Raw genomic sequence first — 25,704 nt, forward strand, 5'->3', positions numbered from 1 at the left:
CTGCGATCGGGAGCTGCGATACGAACAATGACCGCAACGGCAACGATACTTGCCCGGATTATCCTTTCGCCTACCTCGGCGGCGTAATTCAGGACCCCTCGAAGCAGCAGTTCATTAACGGGATCTTCCCGAATCCGAAAACGGAATTCGACACCACTACAAAAGGACCGGGATGCCGCTGCCGCAACATTTTCCTCGGACCAGGTTATTCGGACGTCGATCTCTCGCTGGCGAAGAGCTTCCTCTTGCCCAGCATGCCGGTGCTGGGAGAACAGGCAAGATTGGTATTCAGAGGAGATTTCTTCAACGCCTTCAATATCCTGAATCTGTCGAACTTTGGAGTGGCATTGGCGCCGACGGACATTCTGAATACAGGTCAGTTCGGCAAGGCTCAAACGGCTTATGAGGGCCGTGTGATTCAATTGCAGGCTCGGTTCCAGTTCTAAAGCGTTCCACTCGAATAAGGCGGCGCCCATAGTCGCCGCCTTTACTTCCATTCATGAACAGGCACGTCGCTACGAAGCTCATTTTTTTTCTATTACTAACCTTTGCGGTTGACGTCGCCGGGCAAACGCCGACTTCGACTCCCGCGAACGAAGTTGTGCGTGTGGATCTCTCAGCTCCCACCACTCCCTTTCCGCATTTCTGGGAGCAGATGTTCGGATCGGGACGCGCGAATCTTACGCTGCGTGATTCCTATCGTCGCGATCTGGACTGGACGCGCGAGATCACGGCACTCAAGTATGTCCGGTTCCATGCCATTTTTCACGATGAGAATGGCGTGTATGACGAAGATGCGCAGGGTAATCCGATCTACAACTTCTCTTATGTTGATCAGATCTATGACGGGCTGCTGGCGCATGGAGTGAAGCCGTTTGTCGAGCTCGGCTTTATGCCGAAGAAATTGGCGGCAAATCCTGTCCTGCACGCCTTCTGGTATAAGCCCTCTCCCGCGCCTCCGAAGGATTATTCGAAATGGGACGCGCTGATAACGGCTTTCGTGCAGCACCTGGTCGAACGCTACGGACTTGATGAAGTAGCGCAGTGGTACTTCGAAGTCTGGAACGAGCCCAACATCGATTTCTGGTCAGGAGAGCCGAAGCAGGCGACATACTTCGAGCTGTACGATCACACTGCGCGCGCGGTAAAGGCGGTGAATCCGCGATTGCGGATCGGCGGTCCGGCAACGGCGCAGGCGGCGTGGGCTGAGCCTTTTATTCAGCACGTCGCACAAAATAATGTCCCTGCTGATTTCTTCTCTACGCACGTTTATGCCAACGATCGCTCGGAAGACGTTTTTGCTACCCACGAGACGATTGGGCGCGACCAGATGGTTTGTCGTGCGGTGAAGAAGGTGCACGATCAGATCAAAGCCTCGGCGCGGCCGAGCCTGCCTTTGATCTGGAGCGAATACAACGCCAGCTACAAGAATGAGCCTGAGATCACCGATCAGGTATTCATGGCTCCGTGGCTGGCCGATACCATTCGCCAGTGCGATGGACTGGTTGACATCATGTCGTACTGGACCTTCTCTGATGTCTTCGAGGAGCAAGGAGTAGTGAAGACGCCTTTCTACGGTGGTTTCGGAATCATCGCTGCCGGAGGCTTGCCGAAGCCCGCTTTTAATGCATTCAAGGTCTTGCACTGGCTTGGTGAACAACGCCTGGCGGTGGATTCCAATATGGCACTCGCGACTTTGAAAGCAGGATCGCCGGTGCTGGCGGCGTGGAATCTGGTCTTGCCTGGAGCTACAGGCGCGGCAAAGACCGTGACCTTTCAGTTCTCTGGACTCAGTGGGCAGCACATCGCGATGATCCATCGCGTGGATTCTACGCATGGATCCTTGCTGGATGCGTACGCCCAGATGGGCAGTCCCAAGTATCCGACGCGTTCTCAGATCGTAACGCTGCAGCGGGCAGCAGCGCTGCCTGAGCCGGAGCGCCGGCAGATCGCGGACAATCAACTGACGTTAGAGTTGCCGGCGCAGAGTTTGATTGTGGTGGAGGTAAAGTAGTCATCGGAAGTTGAGACCACTGTGGCACAGCCGCCCTCGGCTGTGTGGGTTTGTGCCCTCAACGCTTCTTTCTTTTTACTCTCGTTGCTCGATTAAGCGCGGTCAGTAATCGTCGTGCATTCTTGTCTGAGCGAAGCAGGTGCAAGGTTTCAAGAAGGCCTGAGAGGTCCTTTGCAGGTAACAGAGCCACGTCTTTCGTGCCTCGATGCTTCACGATCACGATCCTCTGGCCGCTGCCCACCAAGTCAAGAAAGGATGCGAGATGTGTCCGTAGCTTCGTGTATGTTGTCGTTATAGCCATACCTTACTAAGAGCACAGCCGAGGGCGGCTGTGCCACACTTCCAGAGAAAAGCTTTTTCTAAAGAGAAGCCTCTTTAAATCCTACCGCTTTCATCGCCCTAACAATCTCCTCATTGCGCATGAATACCCTCCACACGCCTTCATTGCGAAGATTCTCAGCCATCAGCAACATGATTCCCTGATCGATGCCGAGAATCTCCGGATCGTACCATCCTGTTTTGGGATTGAAGGCGTCTACGAACCCATAGCGCGTCCATGCTTTAGGGTAGCGATCGAGGATTGTCTTGAGCACGAGCTTGCAATCGTCGGGCAGGAAGACCAGCGACCCGCCTGCGGCGCAGGGAACGATGCTGCCGTCGATCGGGCCCATTGGTGGTGGTCCGCCCCATACTACATAGCCATGTTCGGAGTCTGATGCCGTAATCCCCCACAGTTCGTCGCTGTACCAGGGATATTTGTCCCGCAAGCTGAGACAGAAGCGTTTATGGGCGAGGGTAGCGATGCGTGAGTTCTCGAAATAGTCAGCGTGGGCGTCGCGTTTGCGGCGGAAGTCTATCCAGGCGTGCGCAGACTGATGAATGAAGAGCGGAGCGGGCGCGCTGATGTAGCGCAGGTCGCCGTATTCGTAGATCGGCCGGGTCCACGCTTCCCAGGAGGATGCAGGAATTGGATGCGCCGGCGACCCGATCGCCATCAGGTACATGCCCTTCAGTTCGGAGTAGGAATCCCAGCGCGACTTCAAGAATCCCGTTTCGGGCTTCAATCCGTGGTCGAGGCTCGCGCCACTGTTCAGCATCCACTTCCAGTCGACGCGCTCGTAAATCTCGGTGGCGAGTTGGCGAATGGGATTGGAGTCGAAATAGGCGCGGGCGTGCAGGACCCCGAGCAGCAACAACGCTGTGTCAATCGATGAGACCTCCGATTTGAATGCGCGTTCGGCGGTGTGCATGTCCACGAAGTGATAGAAGAAGCCGTGCTCGTGGGGCATGCGGCTCGCCAGAAATTCCAGTGTCTTCAGCACGCGGCTCTGCGCATCATCCCGTTTCAGGAATCCGTTCGCGTGGGCAATGCACATTCCACTTAGCGCGAAACCTACCGCGGCGATGCTTGAAATGGTATGTGTGTCGGCTCCGCTGTGGACGGCGCGGTCTTTGACTAACCCGGTTGCGGGATCGGCTTGCTCGTAGAGGAAAAGACAGGCTCGTCGCTCGATCTCAGCTAAGAGATCGTTGGCGCGGCTGAGTTGGCTGGAATCCGCAGTTAGCTTTTGCGCGACCAGCGCGTACCCCAAACCGCAAAGACCATTGCGAAGGAAGTCGCGCCGGGTAGAGACGCAGCATGCTGCGTCTTCTCCATACACGGCGCAATGACGGGGCTGTTTAATCCTCGAATCTTGAATGACTGGCACGATTCACTGAGTCCGCAGCCACAGGCAGAGACGCAGCATGCTGTCCCTACCAGGTTGAGAATCGCTCTAGATCAGCTGAGGCCACTCCGATTCCCATTCGCGTTGGAAGTCTACGCAGTTCAGGGTGAACCGGAAGCGTCTTCCCAGTCTAACAGCGTGAAAGCTGATGACTTCTAAGGGCCAGGGCAGCTTGGCGGTGTTGTCATGTTCTTGCCAGCCGGACTTCACCACCGCTTGAGAAAAACGCGCGGTGATGACCTTCTCTGGATTTGATCGCGCATAGGCCGAGCATACGATGCTGCCGCCAGCTTCGAGCTCGAACTGGCGCAGCACGTAGACCCTGTGTTGCTCGAGAGCGAAATCGGAGAGGTTCTTCATTGCGACGCCGTTTGCGTGCCCTTGCTTCCCATCTTTGCACGCAGCTAGCTACACCAAGGTTCAGGGGAAACGCAGCGAGCAACACTGGTGTGGGCATGCGTGAGGAGCTGTACACGTTGTGATGGGGGAATTTCGCAGAATGCTATATCTTGCGAGTCATGGCGCCAAGCCGCCTATTCCCACGCAACGCTTGGGCGCCCCGCCCGGTACGAAGAGGTAAGAGGCTCCAGTGGAGGGAGTTTAGCCCCGGTACGCCGGGTGAGGGAACTCGGGCGCACTGTTCCTGGTTTGACCCTTGCTGACGGGTTAAAACATCATTTTCCTGGGACGTGAGGCTTGGGACAAAAACTAGTGATCTGAGCCGCCGGCATGATTATCGTTCTATGTATAACAGCAGCTTGGGTTTACGTTCATCAGAAGAATAAATCGCGGTGAGCGGGGGAAGCGCACGAACAAGCTAAAGACTTGTACGAAAGTGCTAGAAAACAAGCAAAAAAAGGCTTTGTGACTGGGTCTAATTTCAGAGCATCCAAAGCTATAATCAGGTTGCAAGCCGCGGGTTATCGCGCTTGCCAGAAGGTCTAATGTCGAAGCATCTGAAGATTGGTGTGCTCTCTCTTTCCTTTTTAATGGTTCTCTTTGTTGTTCTCGGCGGACTGGGTGTCCACGCGGCCAGCAGCAATAACGACGGAGCTTATCGCCAGCTTGGCGTTTACAGCGAAGTCCTCTCGCGCATTCGGACTGAGTATGTCGAAGAACCGAACTTCTCAGCCGTTACCAGCGGCGCACTGCACGGTCTGCTGGATTCGCTCGATGCCAACTCAAGCTACTTGAATCCTGAAGAGTACAAGTTCTACAAGAGCCATCAGAACGATGGACACGCGAACATCGGAGCTACCATCTCGCGGCGCTTTGGTTACGCGGCAGTGGTTTCCGTATTGCCCGGTGGACCAGCCGATAAGGCGGGGGTTCAGACCGGTGACATTATCGAGGCGATCGAGGGCAAGAGTACGCACGAGATGTCGCTGGCTGCGGTAGAAGAGCAGCTTGCCGGTAAGCAGGGATCGAACATTGAATTTGCGGTTGTGCGCCCAGGCAAGGCTGAGCCACAGAAAATCACGGTCACGCGGGACAACATCGCCATTCCTGGCACTACCGACAAGATGATGGAGGACGGAATCGCCGACATCCAGCCGGTGACTCTGACTAAGGGCAAGGCTCAGGAAATTGCCAGCAAAATTCGCGAAGAGCAGAAGAAAGGCGCGAAGAAGCTGATCCTCGATCTTCGCAATGTCTCAGAAGGAGACGCTGCCGAGGCAGCCGCGGTGGCCAATCTGTTTCTGAATCACGGCACGATTACTTACTTGCAAGGGCAGAAATATCCGAAGCAGATGCTGGTTGCTGAGGCACAAAAGGCGATCACCAACCTGCCACTGGTCGTATTGGTAAATCGCGGAACAGCCGGACCCGGAGAGATAGTGGCTGCGGCGATCCTCGACAATAATCGCGGCGACCTGGTCGGCGACAAGACCTTTGGCAGCGGTTCCATACAGAAGGTGATCGACATTCCCGATGGTTCCGCTCTCATCCTCTCGGTGGCGAAGTACTACACGCCAAGCGGGAAGGCCATTGAGGATAACGCGGTAACGCCCAACGTTGTGGTTGCCAGCAACATCGACGACCTTATTCCGGACGACGAGGATGGCGAAGCGGCTCCAGCGCCGCAGGAAAAACCGAAGCAGCCGAAGGATGACGATCAGCTTCGCCGCGCGGTTGAGGTATTGAAGGCTAGAAGCTAGTCAGTTCAATCGAGAATTCAAGGAGCGTCAGATGAACTCTGGCGCTCTTTGCTTTTGCTTGGAGGAAAGATGTATTTAGACAATATCTCCATTAGTGATTTTCAGCCACCAACGAGTCCCATTCCGCGATAATAGGCAGCACAGCTCCCAGACTTCACGACTTCCATGAATGTTGAGACCAATCCGCCTGTGCAGCAGGAGCAGGACGAGCAGCTAGCCGTCACGCCGAAGGAGACCGCCGGCAAGGTCGGTTTCCTGCTGCTCGCCTTGATGGCCTCTGCTGTCGGGGTGCTTTGCGGATTGCTGCTGGTCTATTCGACGGATCTTCCGCAGATCGATCAACTCGAGCGTTATCGTCCTAGTGCCATTACGGAACTCTATGACGACCAGGGACGCGAGATCGGATCGTTCGCCCTGCAGCGCCGGGTGATCGTCACTTACGACGATCTGCCCAAACTGCTGCGCGAATCTGTGATCTCGATCGAGGATAAAGATTTCGAGCGGCACTGGGGAGTCGATGTATGGCGCGTGCTGGGCGCAGCCTATCGCGACTTCCGCTCCGGCGGACGTGTGCAGGGGGCGTCCACTTTGACGATGCAGCTCTCGCGCAATCTCTTCCTGTCGGCAGACAAGAACTTCGCGCGCAAGATTCAGGAAGTGATGCTCGCCATCCAGATCGAGCGACGGTTTACCAAGCCGCAGATCTTTACCATGTACGCCAATCAAATTTTCTTAGGACATGGCGTGTATGGGTTCGAGGCGGGAGCACAGTACTACTTCAGCAAACATGCTCGCGATCTCACACTGGAGGAAGCGGCACTCCTGGCGGGCTTGCCGAAAGGTCCGTCGCTCTATTCTCCGATTCGGAACCCTGATCGCGCGCTGCATCGCCGAAACATGGTGATCAACGCCTTGCTGGAGGATGGAAAAATCACAGCCGAGGAGGCTGCGCTCGCGAAATCAACTCCGCTCCGTCTGCACCTTCAGGGCGCTCCAAATTTCGTGGCGCCATATTTTGTCGAGGAAGTTCGGCGCTATCTGGAATCGAAGTACGGCGCGGACCAGGTTCATGAAGGCGGCCTGCGGGTCTATACCTCTCTGAACCTTGATTACCAGAAAGCAGCGGAACGTGCGGTGCTCGACGGTCTTGCCGCCTATGAGCATCGTCACGGTTGGAACGGACATCTGCAAAATGTCTCCGATGTGGGGCAAACAGTCGCTACCTATGTAGAACCGGATTGGGACCAGCCGATCGAAAGCGGCGGCTACGTGCACGGACTGGTGACCATCGTTACGCCGGGCCTGGCCACCGTGAAGCTCGGCAAGGTGAATGGTTTACTTAGCGCGCCCGACGTTGCCTGGACGAAAGGTAAAGACCTTCGAGCATTATTGAAAGTTGGAGATCTGGTTTACGTTCGAGTCACAGATGTCCCGCTGCCGCGATCAGACGGGACGAATCCCACGTTACACATCACGCTCGAGCAGGAATCAGGGGTGCAAGGCGCACTCATGGCGCTCGAGAACTCCACCGGTGACGTGAAGGCAATGGTTGGTGGTCGCGACTTCGATGTTTCGAAGTTCAACCGCGCTACACAGGCACTGCGACAAGTGGGATCGTCGTTTAAGCCGTATGTTTACACGGCTGCGGTGGATCAGGGAGCGAAGCCTGACGATACAATCGTCGATGCACCTGTGAGTTTCACGAACAGCTCTGGCGTGTGGTCGCCGCATAATTACGACAACAAGTTCGAGGGAGTCGTCACGCTGCGGCATGCTCTGGCCGAGTCGCGAAACATTCCTGCCGTGAAGCTGGCGGCGAAGATCGGCATGCCAACTGTGATCTCCTATGTGCGGCGGTTCGGAATCACTTCCAAAATGGAACCGTATCTTCCAGTAGCACTGGGCGCCGCAGAGGTCACATTGCAGGAACAGGTTTCGGCCTTCAGCGCTTTCCCCAACGACGGTGTTCGCGTGGTGCCGCGTTACATTCGCCGCGTTGTGGATTATGAAGGACATTCGCTCGAAGAGAACTATCCCGAGGTGAAGGATGTGATCAGCGTAGATACGGCACGCACCATGACGGATTTGCTCGAAGGCGTGATGCTGCACGGAACCGCAGCAGCTGCCGGAGCCAGACTGAAACACCCCCTCGGCGGCAAAACCGGAACAACCAACGACTTCACCGATGCCTGGTTTATCGGATTTTCCCCGTCAATCACGTGCGGCGTTTGGATTGGCTTCGATGAGAAAAAGTCGCTTGGCAACAAAGAGGCCGGCGCTTTGGCGGCTCTCCCGATATGGGAACAGTTCATGCGGGTTCCCATCGTGGAGCATCCGGACGAAATCTTTCCTGGCAAGAGCGCTCCTCCATCAGCCATCATCAAGGCTCAAAGCCAGACCACTCATCCGCAAGCGGCGTCCGTGCTCTCCCGATGACTGCACCTAAAAGCGAGTGGCGGATCATAAGATTTTTGCGGTTCGTCACGCGCTCGCTGATTCTTCTGCTGATTGCGCTCTTCTCCGCCCTTGCAGCCATGCGATTCGCCATTCATGGACGCGAGGCGCGCGTTCCGAATGTAAAAGGTCTGTCGCTGGCGCAAGCCCAGGAAGCCGCAAACCGTGTTGGCCTCACGATGTTTATTGAAGACAAGTACTACAGCTCCTACGTTCCCGAAGGCAGCATCATCTCGCAGATTCCAGTGGCGAACAGTCGGGTGCGCCGCGGTGGGCGGGTTCGGGTGGCAGAGAGCATCGGTCCACTGCGCGTGGCGATTCCCGATCTGGTCGGGCAAACGGAGCTGGCTGCGACAATCAATCTTCGGCGGCGCGGCCTGGATGCGGTGACAATCCCTGGAATTGCTGTTCCGAATCAGTCTCCGGATCAAGTGATTGCTCAGGTGCCGCCGGCAGGCGCGACGGAATTTACATCTCCGAAGGTCAGCCTGCTGCTGGCACAGCCACCAAAGCCTCCCGAGTACGTGATGCCTAACTTCGTCGGCCGGCAATTGCCCGCGAATCAGAATCAGGATACTTCCGGCGCATCCAGCGCACCTGAAGGAACGCCGAGAAAGCCCATTTCAGGAACAGTTGCTGCTCAGAGCCCGGCTGCAGGCTCGCGAGTAACTCTCGAGACGCAGATTAGGCTCTCGGTGGCTCAATAAACTCTGCTTCGGGATTGCGAAGTTCCCCTCTCATACCTGCTCCACAATTGCGGCGAAGAATCCGTCGCAGGGCTGGATTCCCGGAATAGTACGCAGGAAATCACCCTTTACTAAGGCTTTGATCGCGTCTGATTGGATCGAGCCTTCCTGGGACAAATCCTGCAATCGCCGCTCGATCGGAATGAGCCGAAAACTCGGATGCTCAGCAACAAATCTGCTGATCACGTCTTCGCCTTCCTCGAATTCTAGAGAGCAGGTTGAGTACACAATCTTCTTTGCCTGCTTTGCGACCGAACTCAGGATTTCGAACTGCAACTGAGCTAATCGCGGAAGATCGTGTGGTTGGAGGCGCCACTTGATTTCCGGATTACGGGCCAGCGTGCCTGTGCCGGTACAGGGCAGATCGGCGATGATGCAGTCGAACTGCCGGTTGAACGGAAGGTGACGGGCGTCGGCTGTTAGCACGTTCTCCAATCCTGTCAGCGTGCGCATGAGCCGCACGCGGTGAAGATGCAAGTCCATCGAAACCACCAGGGCCGAGGGATTCTGCTCGGCGGCTATCGCACTCTTGCCACCAGGCGCCGCACAACAATCAAGGATCGTCTTGCCTTGCGCAAGCAGTGCGACGAGCTGAGACGCCTCATCCTGCACAGCTAGGCGACGCTGCTGATAAACATGCGTCTGGGTGATGTCGCCGGCGATCACATGCCTGGCATTCGCAACCAGCGATGCTGGTTTGAGCGTGATGCCTTCGTTCGCGAGTTCTTCCAGAACTTCGGGCGAACTTGTGCGAATCGTGGTTTGAGGACGTTGCTGGTTATGCTCGCAGATAGCGCGAGTGGCTTCTGCGCCGTAGTGTTTTGTCCAACGCTCGATCAGCCACGCAGGATGCGAATAGGTTCGGGCGAGATCGCCGTCAAAACGTTGGGAAGCGGAAGCAGTCTCTCTGGAGAGTTTGCGCAACACGGCATTGATCAAGGGTGCTGCGGAGCGCTTGCCGTGCAGCTTCACCAGTTCCACACTCTCATGCACCGCGGCGCGCGCGGGAATCCGGTCAAGATAGAGGAGTTGGTAAGCGCCGATGCGGAGAGCGAGCTTTACTTCAATATCAAACTTTTCGATAGACTTGCCGGTCGCGCTCTCAACCAACTGATCGAGCCTTTGTTGCCAGCGCAAGACGCCCATTACCAGTTCGGTTGTCAGGCCACGATTGCTGGGACTCAATGGAGCAAGAAGATTGGAGTGCAATAGCTCTACTGCGTAGGAATCATGGGTTGCAACGCGCAGAAGCACTTCATAGGCCGCACTGCGCGCCGGGGAGATGCGCGCTGGAGATGGCATTGACTCACGCCCCCAGCTTTTCGCCCATTTGCGGACGATAACCGCGGATGAAGTCGGCGGCAGACATCCTGCGCTTGCCTTCGGGCTGTACTTCGAGCAGCTGTAGCGCGCTGTGGTCGCCACAAATGACGAAGAGTTGCTCGCGATCCACGAGCAGCTCGCCCGGAGCTTGAGTTCCAGAATAGGAATGATGTTTCGCGGACGTGATTCCCAGCTTCTTGCCTTTCAGCGTCGTATAGCAGCCGGGCCAAGGCTGGAATCCTCGCAGCCGGTTGTAAATGCGCTGTGCCGAAGAGCTGAAATCCGCCTGCGCATCTTCTTTTTTCAAAATGGGAGCGAGGGATGAGCGGCTGTGATCCTGGGGCTGCGGTTTGATGCTTCCCACCTGCAATTTTCGCAGCGTCTCGACCATCAGCTCCGCTCCGACTGCTGAGAGCCGTTGACTATAAGTGATGGCCGTGTCATCCGGAGCGATTGCGAGTTCGCGATGAAGGAGGATGTCGCCGGTATCGAGTCCTTCATTGAGGAGCATGCTGGTGACGCCGCTTACCTTTTCGCCTTCCGCGATCGCCCACTGAATGGGCGCGGCGCCGCGATACTTCGGCAGCAGCGATCCATGAAGGTTGATGTTGCCATGTTTTGGGAGAGCCAGCATCCACGGCGGAACAATGCGTCCATATCCGACGACGATGATTGCCTCCGGATGAATCTTTTCCAGCAGTGCGCGAAACTCCGCGTTGTTCTTGATTTTCTCCGGCTGCTCGATTGGCAGATTGTGGCGCTGTGCGGTGTGCTTGACTGGCGAAGTAGCGAGTTCGAGTCCGCGACCTTGCGGGCGGTCTGGTTGCGTAACTACTAATACAATCTCATGGCTATCAGCGAGCAGAGCTTCGAGCGTGGGAACCGCGAACTGCGGCGTGCCGCAGAAGACGAGCTTCATTGTTCTTAAGCTACCAGTCTTTACGCCTCCACGCGCGGCATCATGGGAATGGCACTGGCGCTCTTGAATTCATTCATCACGGCATGCAGATGCTCGAGCGTCTCGTCCACCGAGAGCGTGTACATTTCGCGGCCATTGTCATAGCCGCTCTCGATTGCGGATTTCACGTAACGTCCGGCGATCTGAATGGCCAGCGGATCGGTGATGGCTTTGCCGGTCTGTTCTTTGTATTTGACCCAGGCGAGGTGCGGCAGGGCGATCCACACGGGACGGCCGCCGCACAGGAATTTGATGTCGATTGCGTCGGCGTGGCGAGTGGCGATAGCGACAATTACGGCCTGATAGGTGCAGTGAAGCGGCTCTCCCGACCAGCGATCGACAGCAGTGAAATCGTCGTACATGGCAGAAGAAAAAGAATATCACGCGGTCTTGCGGCGATCTCGATCGAGCGGCGGTGCCATTTACAATTGCCTGTGCCTCCCAGTGTAACCACCGGAAAAACACTCCCACCGCGTTCCGACTCGGAAATCCAGATCATACGAGCAACGAATCTCGCGAAATTCCCGAATGTGACTCACGGATTTAGCACTCGCATCGGGGGCGTTTCAGAGGCCTATGGTGGCAGACAGCTCAATCTGGGATTTGCTTCCCCAGACGAGCGGAAAGCTGTGGAACGCAATCGCCGCGCTTTTCTTCGTGATCTCACTGGAAAACTGCAGCCGCCCTTTCTCGTGACTCTGCGGCAGATTCACTCCGGTGTAGTTCGAATTCTGAAGACTAAAGATCCTGTGTCCGGGCATGCGCTGAAGGGTGATGGCGTTATCACCACTCAGAAGAATGTGCTGCTAGGAATTCTGGTCGCCGACTGTGTGCCTGTACTCGTCGTCGATCCGAAGCGTGGCGCTATCGGAGCATTCCATGCCGGATGGCGCGGGACGGCGAAGCGCATCGTCGAGCGCGGAGTGGGCAGTATGCGCGCGATCTTAGGATGTGAGCCGTCGAGCCTGCAAGCGGCCATTGGTCCTTGCATCCACTCGTGCTGTTATGCCGTTGGCGAGGAGGTCATTGACGAATTCCATTCGCAGTTCCTATACGCCGATGAATTGTTTTCAGAGGTTTACGATCGTGATCCGATCAAAGAGAAGTATCCGCTGCTTTTCCTGACGGCGCGCGCGCCCGGACACAGCAACATTGGTCCGCAGAGGCATCTCGATTTAATGGAAGCAAATCGCCGGCAACTCCTCCATGCGGGAGTGCCTAAAGACAACATTTGGGCAGCCGAGGAATGCACATCCTGTCGTACTGATCTACTGTTTTCGCACCGCCGTGAGGCGGGGTATACGGGACGGATGATGGGCGTCGTTGGACTGATTGCCTGAAAGAGCTTAGCTGTGAGTGGGTTCCGTGGTCGGCGTATGCGAAACGGCGCCGGCGCCGTTCGTCTGCGTGCTGTTGACCAGATCTTTTAACTCTTTGCTGGGCTTGAAGAACGGGATCTTTTTGGCGGGAACTTCAACCCGGTCGCCGGTTTTGGGATTTCGTCCAACACGGGAATTGCGCTGGCGGGTCCGGAAGCTGCCAAAGCCGCGAATCTCGATTTTGTCGCCTGCCCTCAGCGAATGGACGATGCTGTCGAAGATGGTTTCCACGATCACTTCGCTATCCCGGCGGGTCACGTCGGTAATTCGGGCAACTTCTTCGATCAGATCGGCTTTCGTCATAAGTTGTACATTCCACCCGAGATGCGGCAATCCGTCAAGTGCTAACCGTGACTATGGAATGTGAATTTCCAAGCCCTGCCAATTAGCGCCAGAGATAAAAGAATCCTGGGTTGTTAGTTTGCAGCATTCGTGCCTGTGCCGGAAAAAACTGAGTAATGTCGCCGAAAAGAAGGTCGGCTAAGGTTCGCTTCTTCTCTTCAGGATGTACGAGGGAAGGTTCACCGCGAATGCCGACCGCCTTGGCCGTGTCATCAACGGCGTTCTGGAAGCCGCCAAGCTGGTCGATCAACTTCAGACCAATGGCCTGCTCGCCGGTCCATACGCGGCCGCTGGCCATTCCCTTTACATCATCAACCTTAAGCTTTCGGCCATCTGCTACGTCCCGAACAAACTGTCCGTACATTTCGTTTACCAGGCTCTGCAGGTATGCTTGTTCGGCCAGCGTCATATCTCGGGCCGGATCGCCTGCGGCTTTCAGTTCGCCGGCGGTGAAGATCACTTCTTTGAGCTTGGCCCAACGCAGAAGATCGCCGTAGTTTACCCACTCGGCGATCACCCCGATGCTGCCCACAATGCTGGCACGATTCGCGTAGATCTTGCTCGCCCCGGAGGCGATGTAATATGCCCCGCTGGCGCCGACCGTCTGAATCGAGGCGACGATCGTCTTTTTCTTTTGATCGCGGATACGCTTTACCGCTTCGTACATTTCCTGCGAAGCCGCGGCGCCACCGCCGGGGGAATCGATACGCAGGATGATCGCCTTGATAGATGAATCGTCAGCATACTTCTTGAGGTCATCGACGAAAGGCTTGGCCTGCAGAATCACGCCCTGGACGTCCAGTATGGCAATCTTCTCGCCACCCATATCAAATCCGGAGTCGTTGCCGCGAACACTGAAATAAAGCAGGGAAAAAATGAGCAGGGTAAAGACGAAGAAGGCTCCGCCTCCAATCACAATCCACAGGAGCGTGCGCGGACGATTCTCGTCGGGCATATGGGAAAGTGTAGCACTCAGCTATTCCTTGGCTTCATGGTAGAGACGCAGCGGGCAGCGTCTCTACGGTAGCCTGAAAATCGAAAATTAGTTCTTCGAATAATGCTTAGAAGATTTTTCGATGATTTTGTTCACGAAACGCGCTTATCACAACGTGAAACAGCGCCAGCTCACCTTAAAATAGAAAAATGCTAAAGAAGGTCCGTCTTTTTACTCCTGGTCCTACTCCGCTTCTGCCCGCTGCGCAGTTGGCTATGGCTGCGGCTGACATTCACCATCGCACTCCGGAATTTCGTGCGCTTTACCAGCGAGTGCTGGCTCAGTTGAAAGGGTTCGTCGGGACGAAGAATGATGTAATTCTCATTGCGTCGTCGGGTACAGGCGCCATGGAGGCTGCGGTTTCCAACCTTACATCGCCCGGAGATCGCGTCCTGGTGCTTACCGCCGGCAAATTTGGCGAGCGCTGGGTCAGCTTGGCCAAGGCGTTCGGATGTCGGGTAGAAACCGTGAGCGCTCCCTACGGACAGACGTTCTCGATCGAGGAGGTTCGCGCACAGCTGAAGCCTGATGTGAAAGCAGTCTTCATGCAAGCTACTGAGACCTCGACGGGTGCGCGCCACTGTGTGCAAAGTGTAGCTGCTCTGACGAAGGAAACGGATGCCCTGCTTGTCGTCGATGCCATTACGGGACTGGGCACGACGCACTTCGACGTGGATGGCTGGGGCATCGATGTCATCATTGGCGGCTCGCAGAAAGCGGTCATGATTCCGCCCGGACTGGCGTATTGCGCCGTGAGCGATCGAGCGTGGCAGCGCATGGAGACGACGAAGAATCCGCGCTACTACTTCGACCTGCGCAAGGAGCGGAAGTCTGCTGCCAAAGGCGAGTCCGCCTACACTCCGGCAGTAGCCTTGATTGCAGCTCTAGGCGCCGCGTTCGACTACATCGCCGCCGGTGCCGGCGGGGAGATCGCTGCGGGTCGCGATGCGCTCATCCACAACGCCGAGGTCATGGCGGAAATGACTCGCGCAGCAGTAACCGTCGTTGGTTTGAAGCTCTTTGCACCAACAGCTCCGGCAGCCGCAGTGACGGCCGTCTACGCGCCTGAGGGTACCGATTCGGGAGCGATCGTAAAGGGCTTCAAAGAGCAGTTCGCGGGCGTGATTGCCAACGGCCAGAGCGAGATGAAGGGACAGCTCTTCCGCATTGCGCACCTTGGATTCTTCGATTATTTGCGCAGCTGCTCGAATCCGATAGTCGCTGCTCGTGTGGACGTCCCATCGACGAATGTTCGTCGACATTGACTGCGGTCGGCGCATAGCAATTCGATCAACCAGCAACTGTCATCGAGCCTTCTACGGGCGAAGGACCCGGAATGTGTCAGGCTTCATTGCCGCCTCCGGGCTCTTACACCACGAGTTCGGGCCGGAAGCTGAGAAGCGGCAATTTAGTTCGAGACATCGCGCAGGATCCTTCGCCGGCAGACGGCTCAGATGACAGACTTAAGAGAGAATTGAGCTCGTAAAGAACAGAGTCGAATAGCGGTATTCAGGTTTTCGCCAATTCTCGTTTCAGGAACTCATGAAAATTCTTATCGCAGAAAAGATCTCTCCAGCGGCGCTCAAGGTTTTTCGCGACGAGCCCGAATTTGAAATTGTTACCAGTGAACAGATGGGCGAGGTCATGACCGCTGTACGTGACGCTGACGCTCTGGTTGTCCGCTCGGCTACCGACGTAAATGCGAAGTTAATCGATGCGGCTCAGAAGCTGCGCGTAATCGGGCGCGCAGGCGTCGGAGTGGACAACGTCGATACCGAGGCCGCGACGCGCAAGGGCATTGTCGTTATGAACACGCCTGGTGCGAATGCCATCGCCGTCGCCGAGCATACGTTGGGTCTCATGCTCTCGCTCGCTCGCTTCATCCCGCGAGCTGACCAAAGTACCCGCGCGGGCAAGTGGGAGAAAAAATCGCTGCAAGGGACTGAGCTGCGGGGCAAAACTCTGGGTATCGTTGGACTGGGAAGGGTTGGGGTGGAAGTCGCTCGCCGGGCCAAGGCTTTCGCCATGAAGGTCATTGCTTACGATCCTTTTGTCTCGCAACAGTTGGCGCGCGATCTTGAGATCGAGCTGGCAGCGCTGGATTTGCTCTACGCGGCTTCAGATTACATCTCGCTGCACGTGGGTCTAACACCACAGACAGAGGGAATGATCAACGATGCCGCGTTAGCAAAAATGAAAAAGGGCGTTCGCCTGGTGAATTGTGCGCGCGGCGAATTGATTGACGATGCCGCGCTGCTGCAGGCGCTCAATTCAGGACATGTCGCAGGAGCGGCACTGGACGTATTCACGCAGGAGCCACCGAAAGAGAATCCGCTGCTCGCCGCACCAAATGTGATTGCGACTCCGCACATCGCTGGTTCAACGAACGAAGCACAGGAACTGGTTGGCGTGCAGATTGCGATGCAGGTCAGAGAGTATCTCAAGCGCAGCGTCATTCAGAATGCCGTCAACGTGCCTTCGCTCTCGGACGAAGAATATGGCGAGATGCAGCCTTACATCGAGCTCTCGGAAAAGTTAGGCCTCTTTGTCGGCCAGCTCAGCGAAGGAAATGTTGAGAGCATTACGGTTGGGTATCACGGAAAAGTGGCGGAGTGGAAGACAGCGTTGCTCCGCAACTCCGCGCTCAAGGGTACGCTCAAGCAGAGTATCGACAGCGTGAATCTCGTCAATGCTGGGTCCGTTGCGGCGGAACGCGGCATTCAAGTACAGGAACAGAAGAAGCCGGAAGACACGAGTTCCGGCAATGTAATTTCTCTTGTCGTTCGAACTCATGAAGGCGAGCATCGCGCGCGTGGCGTGGTTCTGCATGGGCGCTCTCCTCGGCTTCTCGATCTCGATGGCTTTCACGTTGAGGCGCCCCTGGAAGGACATCTTACCGTGTTGCGCAATCGCGACGTGCCCGGAGTAATCGGTCAGGTAGGAACAGTTCTGGGCAAGAACGAAATCAACATCGCGAATTTCGCTCTTGGGCGAAGCGATGCTAGTGCAAGCAGCGCGATCGCGAGCGCCTCGGCGGGTGCTGGGTCGGTTCGCGCAGAAGCTATGGCGGTGGTGCAAACTGATCAAGCAGTCTCGCCCAGCGCCCTACAGGAATTGAAACGAATTTCGGCGGTGATAAGCGTGAGGGCGGTGCAGATATAAAAGAGTTTCAGGGTGAAACTCCTTTTCTGAAACGCCTCACCTGAAATGCCTCTATCCCGGCGCTCCGTCTTGTCCCACAGCAACCGGTTGAGGGGCGGCTGCGAGTTCCTCGTAAGTAATTCGGTCATTGGTGAAGATGCAGATTTGACCTGCGATCTTCATGGATTCTTCGGCGATAGTGCGCGCCGGCAACTCGGTATTGTTCATGAGGGCGCGCGCCGCCGAGAGAGCATAAGATCCGCCGCTCCCGATGGCTGCGATCCCTTCATCGGGCTCGATTACATCTCCCGCACCACTGATGAGAAATGTCTGGCCGGGATCGGCGACGATCAGCAACGCCTCGAGATTGCGAAGAATCTTGTCGGTTCGCCAGTCCTTCGCGAGTTCCACTGCGGCGCGGCCGAGGTTTCCGTGATATTGCTCTAGCTTGGCTTCGAACCGGCTGAACAAGGAGAACGCATCGGCTGTTGACCCAGCAAATCCCGCGAGAATCTTGTCCTGGTAGAGCCTGCGAATCTTGCGGGCGTTGTGTTTGATCACGCCTTCGCCCAGCGTCACCTGGCCATCGGCAGCCATAACAACTTTGCCGTCGCGCCGGACGCAAAGCACTGTTGTGGAACGGATTTTGGAAATTTTCCTGGGTTTTTCAGGCGCGAGTTGAGCTTGCAGTGACTTCTTCATTCGATAGCAAAATTATAGATGGAAACGAGGCTGTCGGCTGTCGGCTATCGGCATTTGGCCACTGGACACCGTGAAGGCCAAGCCTGTGTTTGTGAACTGTGACCGCTCATTGGCCGAACGTCGAACGCCGATCGCCGAAAGCTTAGCCTACACCGTAACGGGCTGTGGTTCCGCAGCCAAATGCCATATGTCGCGCGCGTACTCCACGATGGTACGGTCGCTGGAGAATTTTCCCATTCGGGCGACGTTGAGCATGGCGCGGCGGGACCAGTTGTCGCGATCGCTGAAGTCGCGCTGGGCACGCTCGTGTGTCTCGATATACGAAGGCAAGTCGGCGAGATGGAAGTAGCGGTCGCGATAGACCATAGTCTCGTACACCCAGCGGAAGAGACCATACTCATTTGGACTAAAGCGGTCGGAAGAGAGGACGTCGATCACGCGGCGGATGCGCGGATCTGCATCGTAAATCTCGCGCGCCTCGAAGCCTTTCGCCTGGCGATCGGCGATCTCTTGCGCAGTCAGCCCGAAGATGTACATGTTGTCGCTTCCAACCTTCTCCAGCATTTCAATGTTCGCGCCATCGAGTGTCGCCATCGTAAGCGCTCCATTCATGGCGAGCTTCATGTTCCCAGTTCCGGAAGCTTCCATTCCGGCAGTGGAGATTTGTTCGCTCAAATCGGCTGCAGGAATGACGATCTCGGCGAGCGAAACGCGGTAGTCAGGAATGAACGCGATTTTGATCTGTTCGTTGATGCGTTTGTCGGCGTTGATCACGCGTGCGACATTGTTGATGAGCTTAATAATTTGCGTTGCAGCGAGATATGCCGGGGCAGACTTTCCGGCAAAGATGTAACTGGCGGGAGTCGTGAGCGTCTCGCCGTCTTCGGTGACTCGCAGATAGTCGTAAGTAATCCGCAGCAGATTCAAAAGCTGGCGCTTGTATTCGTGGAAGCGCTTGATGTGCACGTCGAACATAGACTCTGGATCGACGATCACTCCTGTGGTCTGCGCGATTACTTTTGCCAGGCGCTGCTTGTTCTCGCGCTTGATCTCGCGGAAATCGGAGCGAACGCCGGCGTCGTCAGCTACCGCCTCAAAGCGTTTGATCTGATCAAAGTCGAGAATCCAGCTCTCGCCGATCGTACGATTCAGCAGTTCTGACAGTCCCGAATTGGCTTTCAGTACCCAGCGGCGATGCGCAACACCGTTCGTCTTATTGTTGAAGCGTTCTGGGAACATCTTTGCGAAGTCGGGCACCAGCGTTTTCTTGATGAGCTCGCTGTGCAGCTCGGAAACGCCATTGATGGAGTGACTCCCTACCGTTGCCAATAAAGCCATCCGCACTTGTTTCTCGCTAGCTTCTTCGATGATGGACATGCGGCGCGTGCGCTCGAAGTCCAGCGGATCGGATTGAACCACCTTCATCAGGAAGTCATGATTGATGTTGTAGATGATGTTCATGTGCCGGGGGAGTACGTGCTCGAGCAGCGGCAGCGCCCACTTCTCCAGTGCTTCAGGCAGAAGCGTGTGGTTGGTGTAGGCAAGCGTTTCTTGCGTGATCTCCCACGCCCTCTTCCACTCCATCCCGTGTTCATCGATCAATAATCGCATCAGCTCGGGAACGGCGAGTGCTGGATGCGTATCGTTCATTTGAATCGCGATCTTCTGCGGAATCTGATTCAGATCATTGTTGTCGGTGAGGAATGCGCGCAGAATATCGCGGAGCGCGCAGGCTACAAGGAAGTACTCCTGCAGAAGCCGGAGTTCCTTGCCTGACTTCACCTGATCGGAGGGATAAAGCACGCGAGAAATGTTCTCGCCTGCGATCTTCTGCTCTACGGCGCGAATGTAGTCGCCGCGATTGAAAATCTGGATGTCGAACTCCTCCGACGCGTGCGCCGAAAACAGACGCAGATAATTGATTGTGCGTCCGCCGTAGCCTGCTACCGGCAGGTCGCTGGGAATACCCACCACCAGCTTCTGATCGGTCCACTGTGAGGCACGAGCATGGGCATCGCAGCGGCCGTAAATGGGCACGTGCACGGATTGATCCGGCCGAGGTATCTGCAGGGGAGTTCCGAATTTCTTCCAGCGATCTGGTTTTTCGCGCTGATATCCGTCCTGGATCTCCTGCGTGAACATCCCGTATTCATAATCAATGCCATAGCCAAATCCGGGCATCCCGAGGGTGGCCAGCGATTCGAGGAAACAAGCAGCAAGACGTCCCAGGCCTCCGTTGCCCAGGCCGGTGTCAGCTTCTACTTCGAGCACCTCATTGAGGTCCACTCCGTGCTCGGCGAGGGTGTCTCGACAGAGCTCATTGAGCTGCAGATTGCATAAGTTGTCGCTCAGCACACGGCCCATGAGGAACTCCATCGACAGGTAGTACAGGCGCTTGGCACTTGTCGTGCGATATCGCTCCTCGGTCTCCAGCATTCCGTCGATAAGACGATCGCGAATCGCCAGCGCCAGCGGGCGCAACATTGCTTTCGGACTCAGGTCGACACGGGACTGCCCGAGCGTGTAGCGAATGTGCTTCAGGATCTCTTTCCAGAGTTCATCTGGAGACGAGAATCCAGGATGTAAGGCTGGTCGAACGGATGTTAAAGATGAATGCATTGAAGAGTCCTATGAAAATACGGCCACAATGAATGTAAACGTAGAGAAAGTCAGGAGCAACAGGAGCAGCTCTGCTTAACTAGATGCGGACGCACGTTTCGCGCCATGGAAAATGTATGTGAAGCTTAGGATTCGGGCTTCAGGAAAGATATCTAAGTCAGGTTATGCAGCCTCAGCCCGGGCTGATGCAACGCCTTCGTTTGCCCGCAAATCCTGTCCTATGTTGTTGCTGGAGAGAGTCTCAGCAGTCAGCAAGAGCCTGCGATGCATCTCCTCACTCCGAGAAAGCACGGATTCCAGTTTTTCCATCAGCACTTCGGCCCTGGTTAACAGCGCCCTCATCTCGGAAAGTGGAACCGCAGAGCTAGCTAAGTCGCTGGCTAGAGGTAGAGCCTGCCGTACTGGGCGGCTGTTAAGCCATTCATCGAGCTCGTTCGAGAATGCCAAGACTGTGCTGTGGTCTCTTCCCGCTGGACGATGCACGGGAAGGCCGAGGTTGGTCTCCCAGCGCTGCACGGTGCGCACACCGCGACCCAGATAATTGGCGATCTCTTTCCACGAGTTCAGAATCCGGCGCTCGATCATCTAGTAACTTCTCCCTGAAGCCTGGGTAAAGATCACAGAGACTTTCTACTTACCTCTAGAGCTTCTACGTTATGTTCAGGATCGTCAAATGTTTAGCTCAAACCAGGCAAGCCGCATATGCGTAAATAGATGAAACAAAGCGACTTGCATTTGCCCCTTGGCACAAGTTGGCACGTGTCGTTGTAACGGCTTAGTTACGGATTCCGGAATGGGTGACTAGCTCACGCCATGGTGACGAACATCTGCGCCACGTACCCAGAAAATTACGTCTTCGGCAATGTTGGTGGCGTGGTCGGCTACGCGCTCCAGATTGCGTGTCACGATAAGAGCATCGAGTGCCTGTCGAGTGAGTGTGGGATCGTTTTGCATGACGCGCGTGAGCGATTCAAATGCTTCGCGATTCATGGCGTCGACGATGTCGTCGCGCTCGAGGACTTGTTGCGCCATTTCGGCGTTCTCTTCAATGAAGGCTTGCAGTGATTGATGGACCATGGCCGCCGCAATGGAAGCCATGCGCGCGATATCCACGGGAAGTTCGCCGACCGGAGACTTAGCCAAATCTAGTACGCGCTCCGCAATGTTGACCGCCTGATCCCCAACGCGCTCCAGATCGGCGTTGATCTTGATCACCGAAAAAAGGAATCGCAGATCGACAGCCATCGGCTGCTGCATGGCCAGAAGATCGACGGCGATTTCGTCAATTTCGCGTTCGGAAGCGTTAATGGCTTTTTCGTCTTCAAGGACTCTCTTGCACAGCTCCACATCGCGCGTAGCGTAGGCGTGAATCGCGCGGTCAACGGCTTGCTCCGCGAAACCACCCATGATCAGCAGACGCCGTTTCAGTTCATCAAGTCCCTGGTGAAAACGAGTACGCGTCATCCAAACCTGCCCGTAATGTAGTCTTCAGTTCGCTTCTCGCCTGGAGTTGTGAAGATTTTTTCCGTCTTATCGAACTCTATCAGCTTTCCCAAAAGAAAAAAGGCGGTAAATTCCGCAACACGCGCTGCCTGCTGCATGTTGTGGGTGACGATTACGACCGTGTAGTTCTCTTTGAGTTCGAAGATCAGATCCTCAATCTTGGAAGTTGAAATTGGATCGAGCGCCGATGCTGGCTCGTCCATCAGCAAGACATCGGGCTCGACGGCAAGAGCGCGCGCGATGCAGAGACGCTGTTGCTGTCCGCCGGACAAGCTCGCGCCGGACTTTTTCTTGAGATCATCTTTGACCTCGTCCCAAAGTGCGGAGCTTCGCAATGACTTTTCGACAATCTCGTCCAGCTTCTTGCGGTTGCGAAATCCGTTCAGCTTTAGCCCAGCCGCGACGTTGTCGTAGATGCTCATGCTGGGAAACGGATTAGCTTTCTGGAACACCATACCGATGCGGCGACGGACGTCGACCGGGGCTACACCGTCGGCGTAGACATCCATGTCTTTCACTTGCACTTTGCCTTCGGCACGGGCGTCGGGATTGGTCTCGTGCATGCGATTGAGACAGCGGACGAAGGTGGATTTGCCGCATCCGGAAGGTCCAATGATGGCTGTCGCATGGTTCGACAAGATCTCCATACTGATATTGTGCAGCGCCTGGTGTTTGCCGAACCATGCGTTGAGGTTCTCAACCTTGATGCCGACGCCCATTAGCGAGCACTTCCGGCGAATCCGCGACTGGCGATCCAGCGAACGGAGGCACTAGTTGCTACGATGAGCACGATGAGCACGAGGGCGCCGCCCCAGGCAAGGCGGTGCCATTCGTCATACGGCGAGAGCGCATAAACATAGATCTGCAACGGCAAAGCGGCGATGGGCTGATTGAGCTTTGTACTCCAGAACTGATTCCCCAGCACGGTGAATAGAAGCGGAGCCGTCTCACCGCTCACGCGCGCGAACGCCAGCATCACGCCAGTGATCACGCCCGAGATGGCAGTACGCAGCGTAATGGATAGAGTACTTCGCCACTGTGGTATGCCGAGTCCTAGCGCGGCCTCGCGAATTGAGTTAGGCACCAGCCGCAGCATCTCTTCGGTAGAGCGCGTGATAATAGGAATCATCATGATTCCCAATGCGACACCACCTGCCAGCGCCGAGAAATGCTTCTGGCGGATGACCAGCAGGGCATACACAGCGATTCCAATTACGATCGAGGGAACGCCATTCAGGACGTCAGCGGTAAATCGCACAACTCTGCCGAATTGGCCTCGCGAGTATTCCGACAAATAGATTCCCGATCCAACTCCCAAGGGGACACCGATGAGGCTGCCGGTGAGCAGAACGATCGCCGATCCGACGATCGCATTCGCCATTCCGCCTCCCGGCTCACCCGGACTGCCGCTGGGGATGTGGGTGAAGAATGCGACATTGAGCGACGCGACTCCGCGAATCACCAGGTAAATAAAGATCGCTGCCAGAGGAATTATGACCAGCAAGACGCAAATGATTGCTAGGGTGGTTGCGAGCTGATCCATCAGGCGACGATGCCACTGGATGGTGAGATTCGCCTCAGGCATTGGCTCTCCGTGGAGCGCCCCGGGTTACGCTCCAGACCAACAGTTGCGCAAACAAGTTGACCACGATCGTCACTAGAAATAGGGCAAGTCCAATTTCGATAAGCGCGCTCAGATACAAGTCGTCAGTCGCTTCGCTGAATTCATTCGCAATCACGCTTGCCATGGTGTAAGCCGGAGCAAACAACGACTTCGTAATCTCCGGACGATTTCCGATCACCATAGTGACAGCCATAGTCTCGCCCAGAGCTCGTCCTAATCCGAGGATGATCGCGCCACAGATGCCGGCGCGGGCATTGCGCAGCACGCCGACTCGAATCATCTCCCACCGCGTAGCTCCCAAAGCGAGGGCAGCTTCGCGCTGCTGGTGTGGTACGGCGGTTAGAACCTCGCGCGTGATGGAAGAAATGATGGGTACGATCATGATCGCGAGAATAATGCCGGCGGTCAGCATGCCCCCTCCGTAGATCGGACCAGTGAACAGACCTGTCCAGCCAAGCGTCTTCGCCAATGCAGGTCCGATGTAACGCCTGAGCAGCGGGATGAGCACAAAGATCGCCCACATTCCGTAAATCACGGAGGGTATCGCAGCTAAAAGCTCGGTGAGATACGACAGAATCCCGCGCAGAGATCGAGGACACATCTCCGTAATGAAAATCGCAACGCCCAGACTCAGGGGTACCGCAATGATCAAAGCGACTAACGACGAGACCAGTGTTCCGTAGATGAACGGTACAGATCCGAAATTTCCGTTTACCGGGTCCCAGTCGCTACCAATGAAAAACTTCCAGCCGAACTGATGAAGTGAGAGGCTCGAACCCTTAATGAGCTCCGTCAGGATGAAGGCGACAATCGCCAGGACGCCGGCGGCAGACAACCAGACAAGGCCCTGAAAGGAAAAATCCGCAAACCGGCTCGCCCGGCTGCTCCGCCGAGGCACGAAGCGCAGGTTTTCGCCGACCGGGGTCAGCGCAGATCCCACAGGTTGTTGCCGGTGGAGCACGGACATTCAGCTTACGCTAGCAAACCTCGATGAATTCTGTATTAAAACGTTCGACCGGAGCGAGCATTGCCGTCGTTGGTGTTGGTGTTACGACGGTTGCCTGAATTCGTATATAAAAATGATATGAGTCGTATTAATAGGTGCATGCCGATCCTCGCGCGGACCTGCGCCTTTCTCGCGTGTTTGCTTCCTGGAGCTGCTCCGCTCAAAGCTCATTTCTTTGAGAATTGGCAAGCTCGCGTCACTCAAACGCAAGCGGAGCAGCCCCATTGGGTGACGCCGCTCGTCACTGTGACCCCGCGATTGGAGCAGGAGTTCCGTTTTGACATCTTGCGGCAGCGGATTCCCGGCGGGAAAGATTTGTTGAACCTCGGAGGAGGAAAAGGGCTTGAACTGATCCCGAGCCGTCGCATTGAAATCATCATTGCAGCTCCTCCTCCATACCTGATTCATCACGACCCGAATGTCAAAGATGGTTTTGGAGACGAGACCTTCCTGCTCAAGTATCGAGTTGCCTCCGGGAACGAGGAGCACGGCAGCTACATTCTGACGTTTTTCCTAAGCGGAAGTATTCCCACCGGTTCTTACAAGAATGGATCTATGGCGGCGGTGGTAACTCCGACAGTTGCAGCCGGCAAGGGATTCCGAAAGATCAGCGTGCAGTCCACTTTGGGAGTGGGCCTGCCTGTGGACAGCGTGCAGCGTCTAGGCCACGCGGTCGCGTGGAACACAGCATTTCAATATCACGCGAGACATTTTCTTTGGCCCGAATTGGAAGTTAACTCGACATTTTTTGAGGGCGGCGTGAACGACGGAAAAAAGCAAACCTTCCTCACTCCCGGACTCGTGGTTGGGCGATTTCAACTGCATAAGCGAATAGGCCTCACACTGGGAACCGGAATGCAGATTTCAGCCACTCGCTTCCACACCTTTGACCACAATTTGATTTTCACCGCGCGACTGCCGTTCTAAAGCGTAGCTAGAGACGCAGCATGCTGCGTCTCTCCCAAAGAAAAACCGGTGGGCTGCGGCCCCACCGGCAATGGAGGTTTGCGCTT

General features: G+C 55.9%; 24 protein-coding genes. 9 read left to right on the forward strand and 15 right to left on the reverse strand.

Features of this window, described 5'->3' with window-relative positions:
* Positions 1–446, forward strand: a 446-nt coding sequence (locus tag DMG62_17140; protein ID PYY21653.1) for a hypothetical protein, incomplete at its 5' end; no start/stop codon positions are given.
* Positions 447–499: 53 nt separating this feature from the next.
* Entirely contained in the window at positions 500–2,014 is a 1,515-nt protein-coding gene (locus DMG62_17145) for a glycosyl hydrolase family 39 (GenBank protein PYY21654.1), read from the forward strand.
* A gap of 58 nt (positions 2,015–2,072) precedes the next feature.
* On the opposite strand, the gene DMG62_17150 is transcribed toward DMG62_17145, so the two are convergent.
* The 3 genes from DMG62_17150 to DMG62_17160 all read right to left on the reverse strand — a co-directional run bounded on the left by DMG62_17150 (position 2,073) and on the right by DMG62_17160 (position 4,101).
* A complete protein-coding gene (locus DMG62_17150) occupies positions 2,073–2,315 on the reverse strand; it encodes a prevent-host-death protein (GenBank protein PYY21655.1) in 243 nt (80 codons plus the stop codon).
* A 58-nt stretch (positions 2,316–2,373) separates the two neighbouring features.
* Positions 2,374–3,594, reverse strand: a complete 1,221-nt coding sequence (locus DMG62_17155; protein ID PYY21713.1) for a hypothetical protein — start codon at positions 3,592–3,594, stop codon at positions 2,374–2,376.
* A 195-nt stretch (positions 3,595–3,789) separates the two neighbouring features.
* Positions 3,790–4,101: a hypothetical protein gene (locus DMG62_17160; protein PYY21656.1), complete on the reverse strand. Its 312-nt coding sequence runs from the start codon at positions 4,099–4,101 to the stop codon at positions 3,790–3,792.
* Between the two features lie 584 nt (positions 4,102–4,685).
* On the opposite strand from DMG62_17160, the gene DMG62_17165 reads away from it, so the two are divergent.
* From DMG62_17165 to DMG62_17175, 3 genes are all read left to right on the forward strand, one after another.
* Positions 4,686–5,900: a peptidase S41 gene (locus DMG62_17165; GenBank protein ID PYY21657.1), complete on the forward strand. Its 1,215-nt coding sequence runs from the start codon at positions 4,686–4,688 to the stop codon at positions 5,898–5,900.
* A 165-nt stretch (positions 5,901–6,065) separates the two neighbouring features.
* Positions 6,066–8,336, forward strand: a complete 2,271-nt coding sequence (locus DMG62_17170) for a penicillin-binding protein (protein PYY21658.1) — start codon at positions 6,066–6,068, stop codon at positions 8,334–8,336.
* Entirely contained in the window at positions 8,198–9,061 is an 864-nt protein-coding gene (locus DMG62_17175; protein PYY21659.1) for a hypothetical protein, read from the forward strand. The genes DMG62_17170 and DMG62_17175 overlap by 139 nt, the downstream gene beginning before the upstream one ends.
* Positions 9,062–9,091: 30 nt before the next feature.
* On the opposite strand, the gene DMG62_17180 is transcribed toward DMG62_17175, so the two are convergent.
* Genes DMG62_17180 through DMG62_17190 form a run of 3 tightly spaced genes read right to left on the reverse strand, consistent with a single transcriptional unit; the run spans position 9,092 to position 11,743 of the window.
* The gene (locus tag DMG62_17180) at positions 9,092–10,402 is read right to left on the reverse strand and encodes a hypothetical protein (GenBank protein PYY21660.1); all 1,311 of its coding nucleotides are present in this window, start codon (positions 10,400–10,402) and stop codon (positions 9,092–9,094) included.
* A 4-nt stretch (positions 10,403–10,406) separates the two neighbouring features.
* Positions 10,407–11,342 carry a methionyl-tRNA formyltransferase gene (locus DMG62_17185; protein ID PYY21661.1) on the reverse strand — a complete coding sequence of 312 codons (936 nt, stop codon included), beginning with the start codon at positions 11,340–11,342 and terminating at the stop codon, positions 10,407–10,409.
* Positions 11,343–11,362: 20 nt separating this feature from the next.
* The gene (locus tag DMG62_17190) at positions 11,363–11,743 is read right to left on the reverse strand and encodes a hypothetical protein (GenBank protein PYY21662.1); all 381 of its coding nucleotides are present in this window, start codon (positions 11,741–11,743) and stop codon (positions 11,363–11,365) included.
* A 72-nt stretch (positions 11,744–11,815) separates the two neighbouring features.
* Between DMG62_17190 and pgeF the strand changes: the two genes are divergently transcribed.
* Positions 11,816–12,721, forward strand: coding sequence for a peptidoglycan editing factor PgeF (pgeF, locus tag DMG62_17195; protein ID PYY21714.1), 906 nt, complete (start codon positions 11,816–11,818; stop codon positions 12,719–12,721).
* A 6-nt stretch (positions 12,722–12,727) separates the two neighbouring features.
* Here pgeF and DMG62_17200 read toward each other — a convergent pair whose 3' ends face one another.
* Both DMG62_17200 and sppA read right to left on the reverse strand, forming a co-directional pair.
* Positions 12,728–13,063, reverse strand: coding sequence for an integration host factor subunit beta (locus tag DMG62_17200; protein PYY21663.1), 336 nt, complete (start codon positions 13,061–13,063; stop codon positions 12,728–12,730).
* Between the two features lie 82 nt (positions 13,064–13,145).
* On the reverse strand, positions 13,146–14,057 hold the full coding sequence (sppA, locus tag DMG62_17205; GenBank protein ID PYY21664.1) for a signal peptide peptidase SppA: 912 nt from the start codon (positions 14,055–14,057) through the stop codon (positions 13,146–13,148).
* 188 nt (positions 14,058–14,245) lie between these two features.
* Here sppA and DMG62_17210 point away from each other — a divergent pair, with 188 nt between their 5' ends.
* Together DMG62_17210 and DMG62_17215 are read left to right on the forward strand one after the other, a co-directional pair.
* On the forward strand, positions 14,246–15,361 hold the full coding sequence (locus tag DMG62_17210; GenBank protein PYY21665.1) for an alanine--glyoxylate aminotransferase family protein: 1,116 nt from the start codon (positions 14,246–14,248) through the stop codon (positions 15,359–15,361).
* 277 nt (positions 15,362–15,638) lie between these two features.
* Positions 15,639–17,258 (forward strand): phosphoglycerate dehydrogenase, encoded by a 1,620-nt coding sequence (locus tag DMG62_17215; GenBank protein PYY21666.1) that lies wholly within the window; start codon positions 15,639–15,641, stop codon positions 17,256–17,258.
* A 51-nt stretch (positions 17,259–17,309) separates the two neighbouring features.
* Here DMG62_17215 and DMG62_17220 read toward each other — a convergent pair whose 3' ends face one another.
* The 7 genes from DMG62_17220 to pstC all read right to left on the reverse strand — a co-directional run bounded on the left by DMG62_17220 (position 17,310) and on the right by pstC (position 24,652).
* Positions 17,310–17,939 carry an HslU--HslV peptidase proteolytic subunit gene (locus DMG62_17220; GenBank protein PYY21667.1) on the reverse strand — a complete coding sequence of 210 codons (630 nt, stop codon included), beginning with the start codon at positions 17,937–17,939 and terminating at the stop codon, positions 17,310–17,312.
* A gap of 147 nt (positions 17,940–18,086) precedes the next feature.
* Positions 18,087–20,558, reverse strand: a complete 2,472-nt coding sequence (locus tag DMG62_17225; protein ID PYY21668.1) for a glycogen phosphorylase — start codon at positions 20,556–20,558, stop codon at positions 18,087–18,089.
* A gap of 162 nt (positions 20,559–20,720) precedes the next feature.
* Positions 20,721–21,143 carry a hypothetical protein gene (locus DMG62_17230; GenBank protein PYY21669.1) on the reverse strand — a complete coding sequence of 141 codons (423 nt, stop codon included), beginning with the start codon at positions 21,141–21,143 and terminating at the stop codon, positions 20,721–20,723.
* A 216-nt stretch (positions 21,144–21,359) separates the two neighbouring features.
* Positions 21,360–22,022, reverse strand: coding sequence for a phosphate transport system regulatory protein PhoU (gene phoU / locus DMG62_17235; GenBank protein PYY21670.1), 663 nt, complete (start codon positions 22,020–22,022; stop codon positions 21,360–21,362).
* Positions 22,019–22,780, reverse strand: a complete 762-nt coding sequence (gene pstB / locus DMG62_17240; GenBank protein ID PYY21671.1) for a phosphate ABC transporter ATP-binding protein — start codon at positions 22,778–22,780, stop codon at positions 22,019–22,021. The genes phoU and pstB overlap by 4 nt, the downstream gene beginning before the upstream one ends.
* On the reverse strand, positions 22,780–23,646 hold the full coding sequence (pstA, locus tag DMG62_17245; protein PYY21672.1) for a phosphate ABC transporter permease PtsA: 867 nt from the start codon (positions 23,644–23,646) through the stop codon (positions 22,780–22,782). Before pstA ends, pstB begins: the two co-directional genes overlap by 1 nt.
* Positions 23,639–24,652: a phosphate ABC transporter permease subunit PstC gene (gene pstC / locus DMG62_17250; GenBank protein PYY21673.1), complete on the reverse strand. Its 1,014-nt coding sequence runs from the start codon at positions 24,650–24,652 to the stop codon at positions 23,639–23,641. Before pstC ends, pstA begins: the two co-directional genes overlap by 8 nt.
* 138 nt (positions 24,653–24,790) lie before the next feature.
* Between pstC and DMG62_17255 the strand changes: the two genes are divergently transcribed.
* On the forward strand, positions 24,791–25,618 hold the full coding sequence (locus DMG62_17255; GenBank protein PYY21674.1) for a hypothetical protein: 828 nt from the start codon (positions 24,791–24,793) through the stop codon (positions 25,616–25,618).
* The last annotated feature ends 86 nt before the right edge of the window (positions 25,619–25,704 follow it).

The organism is Acidobacteriota bacterium, from assembly GCA_003225175.1.
Lineage (GTDB): Bacteria > Acidobacteriota > Terriglobia > Terriglobales > Acidobacteriaceae > Gp1-AA112.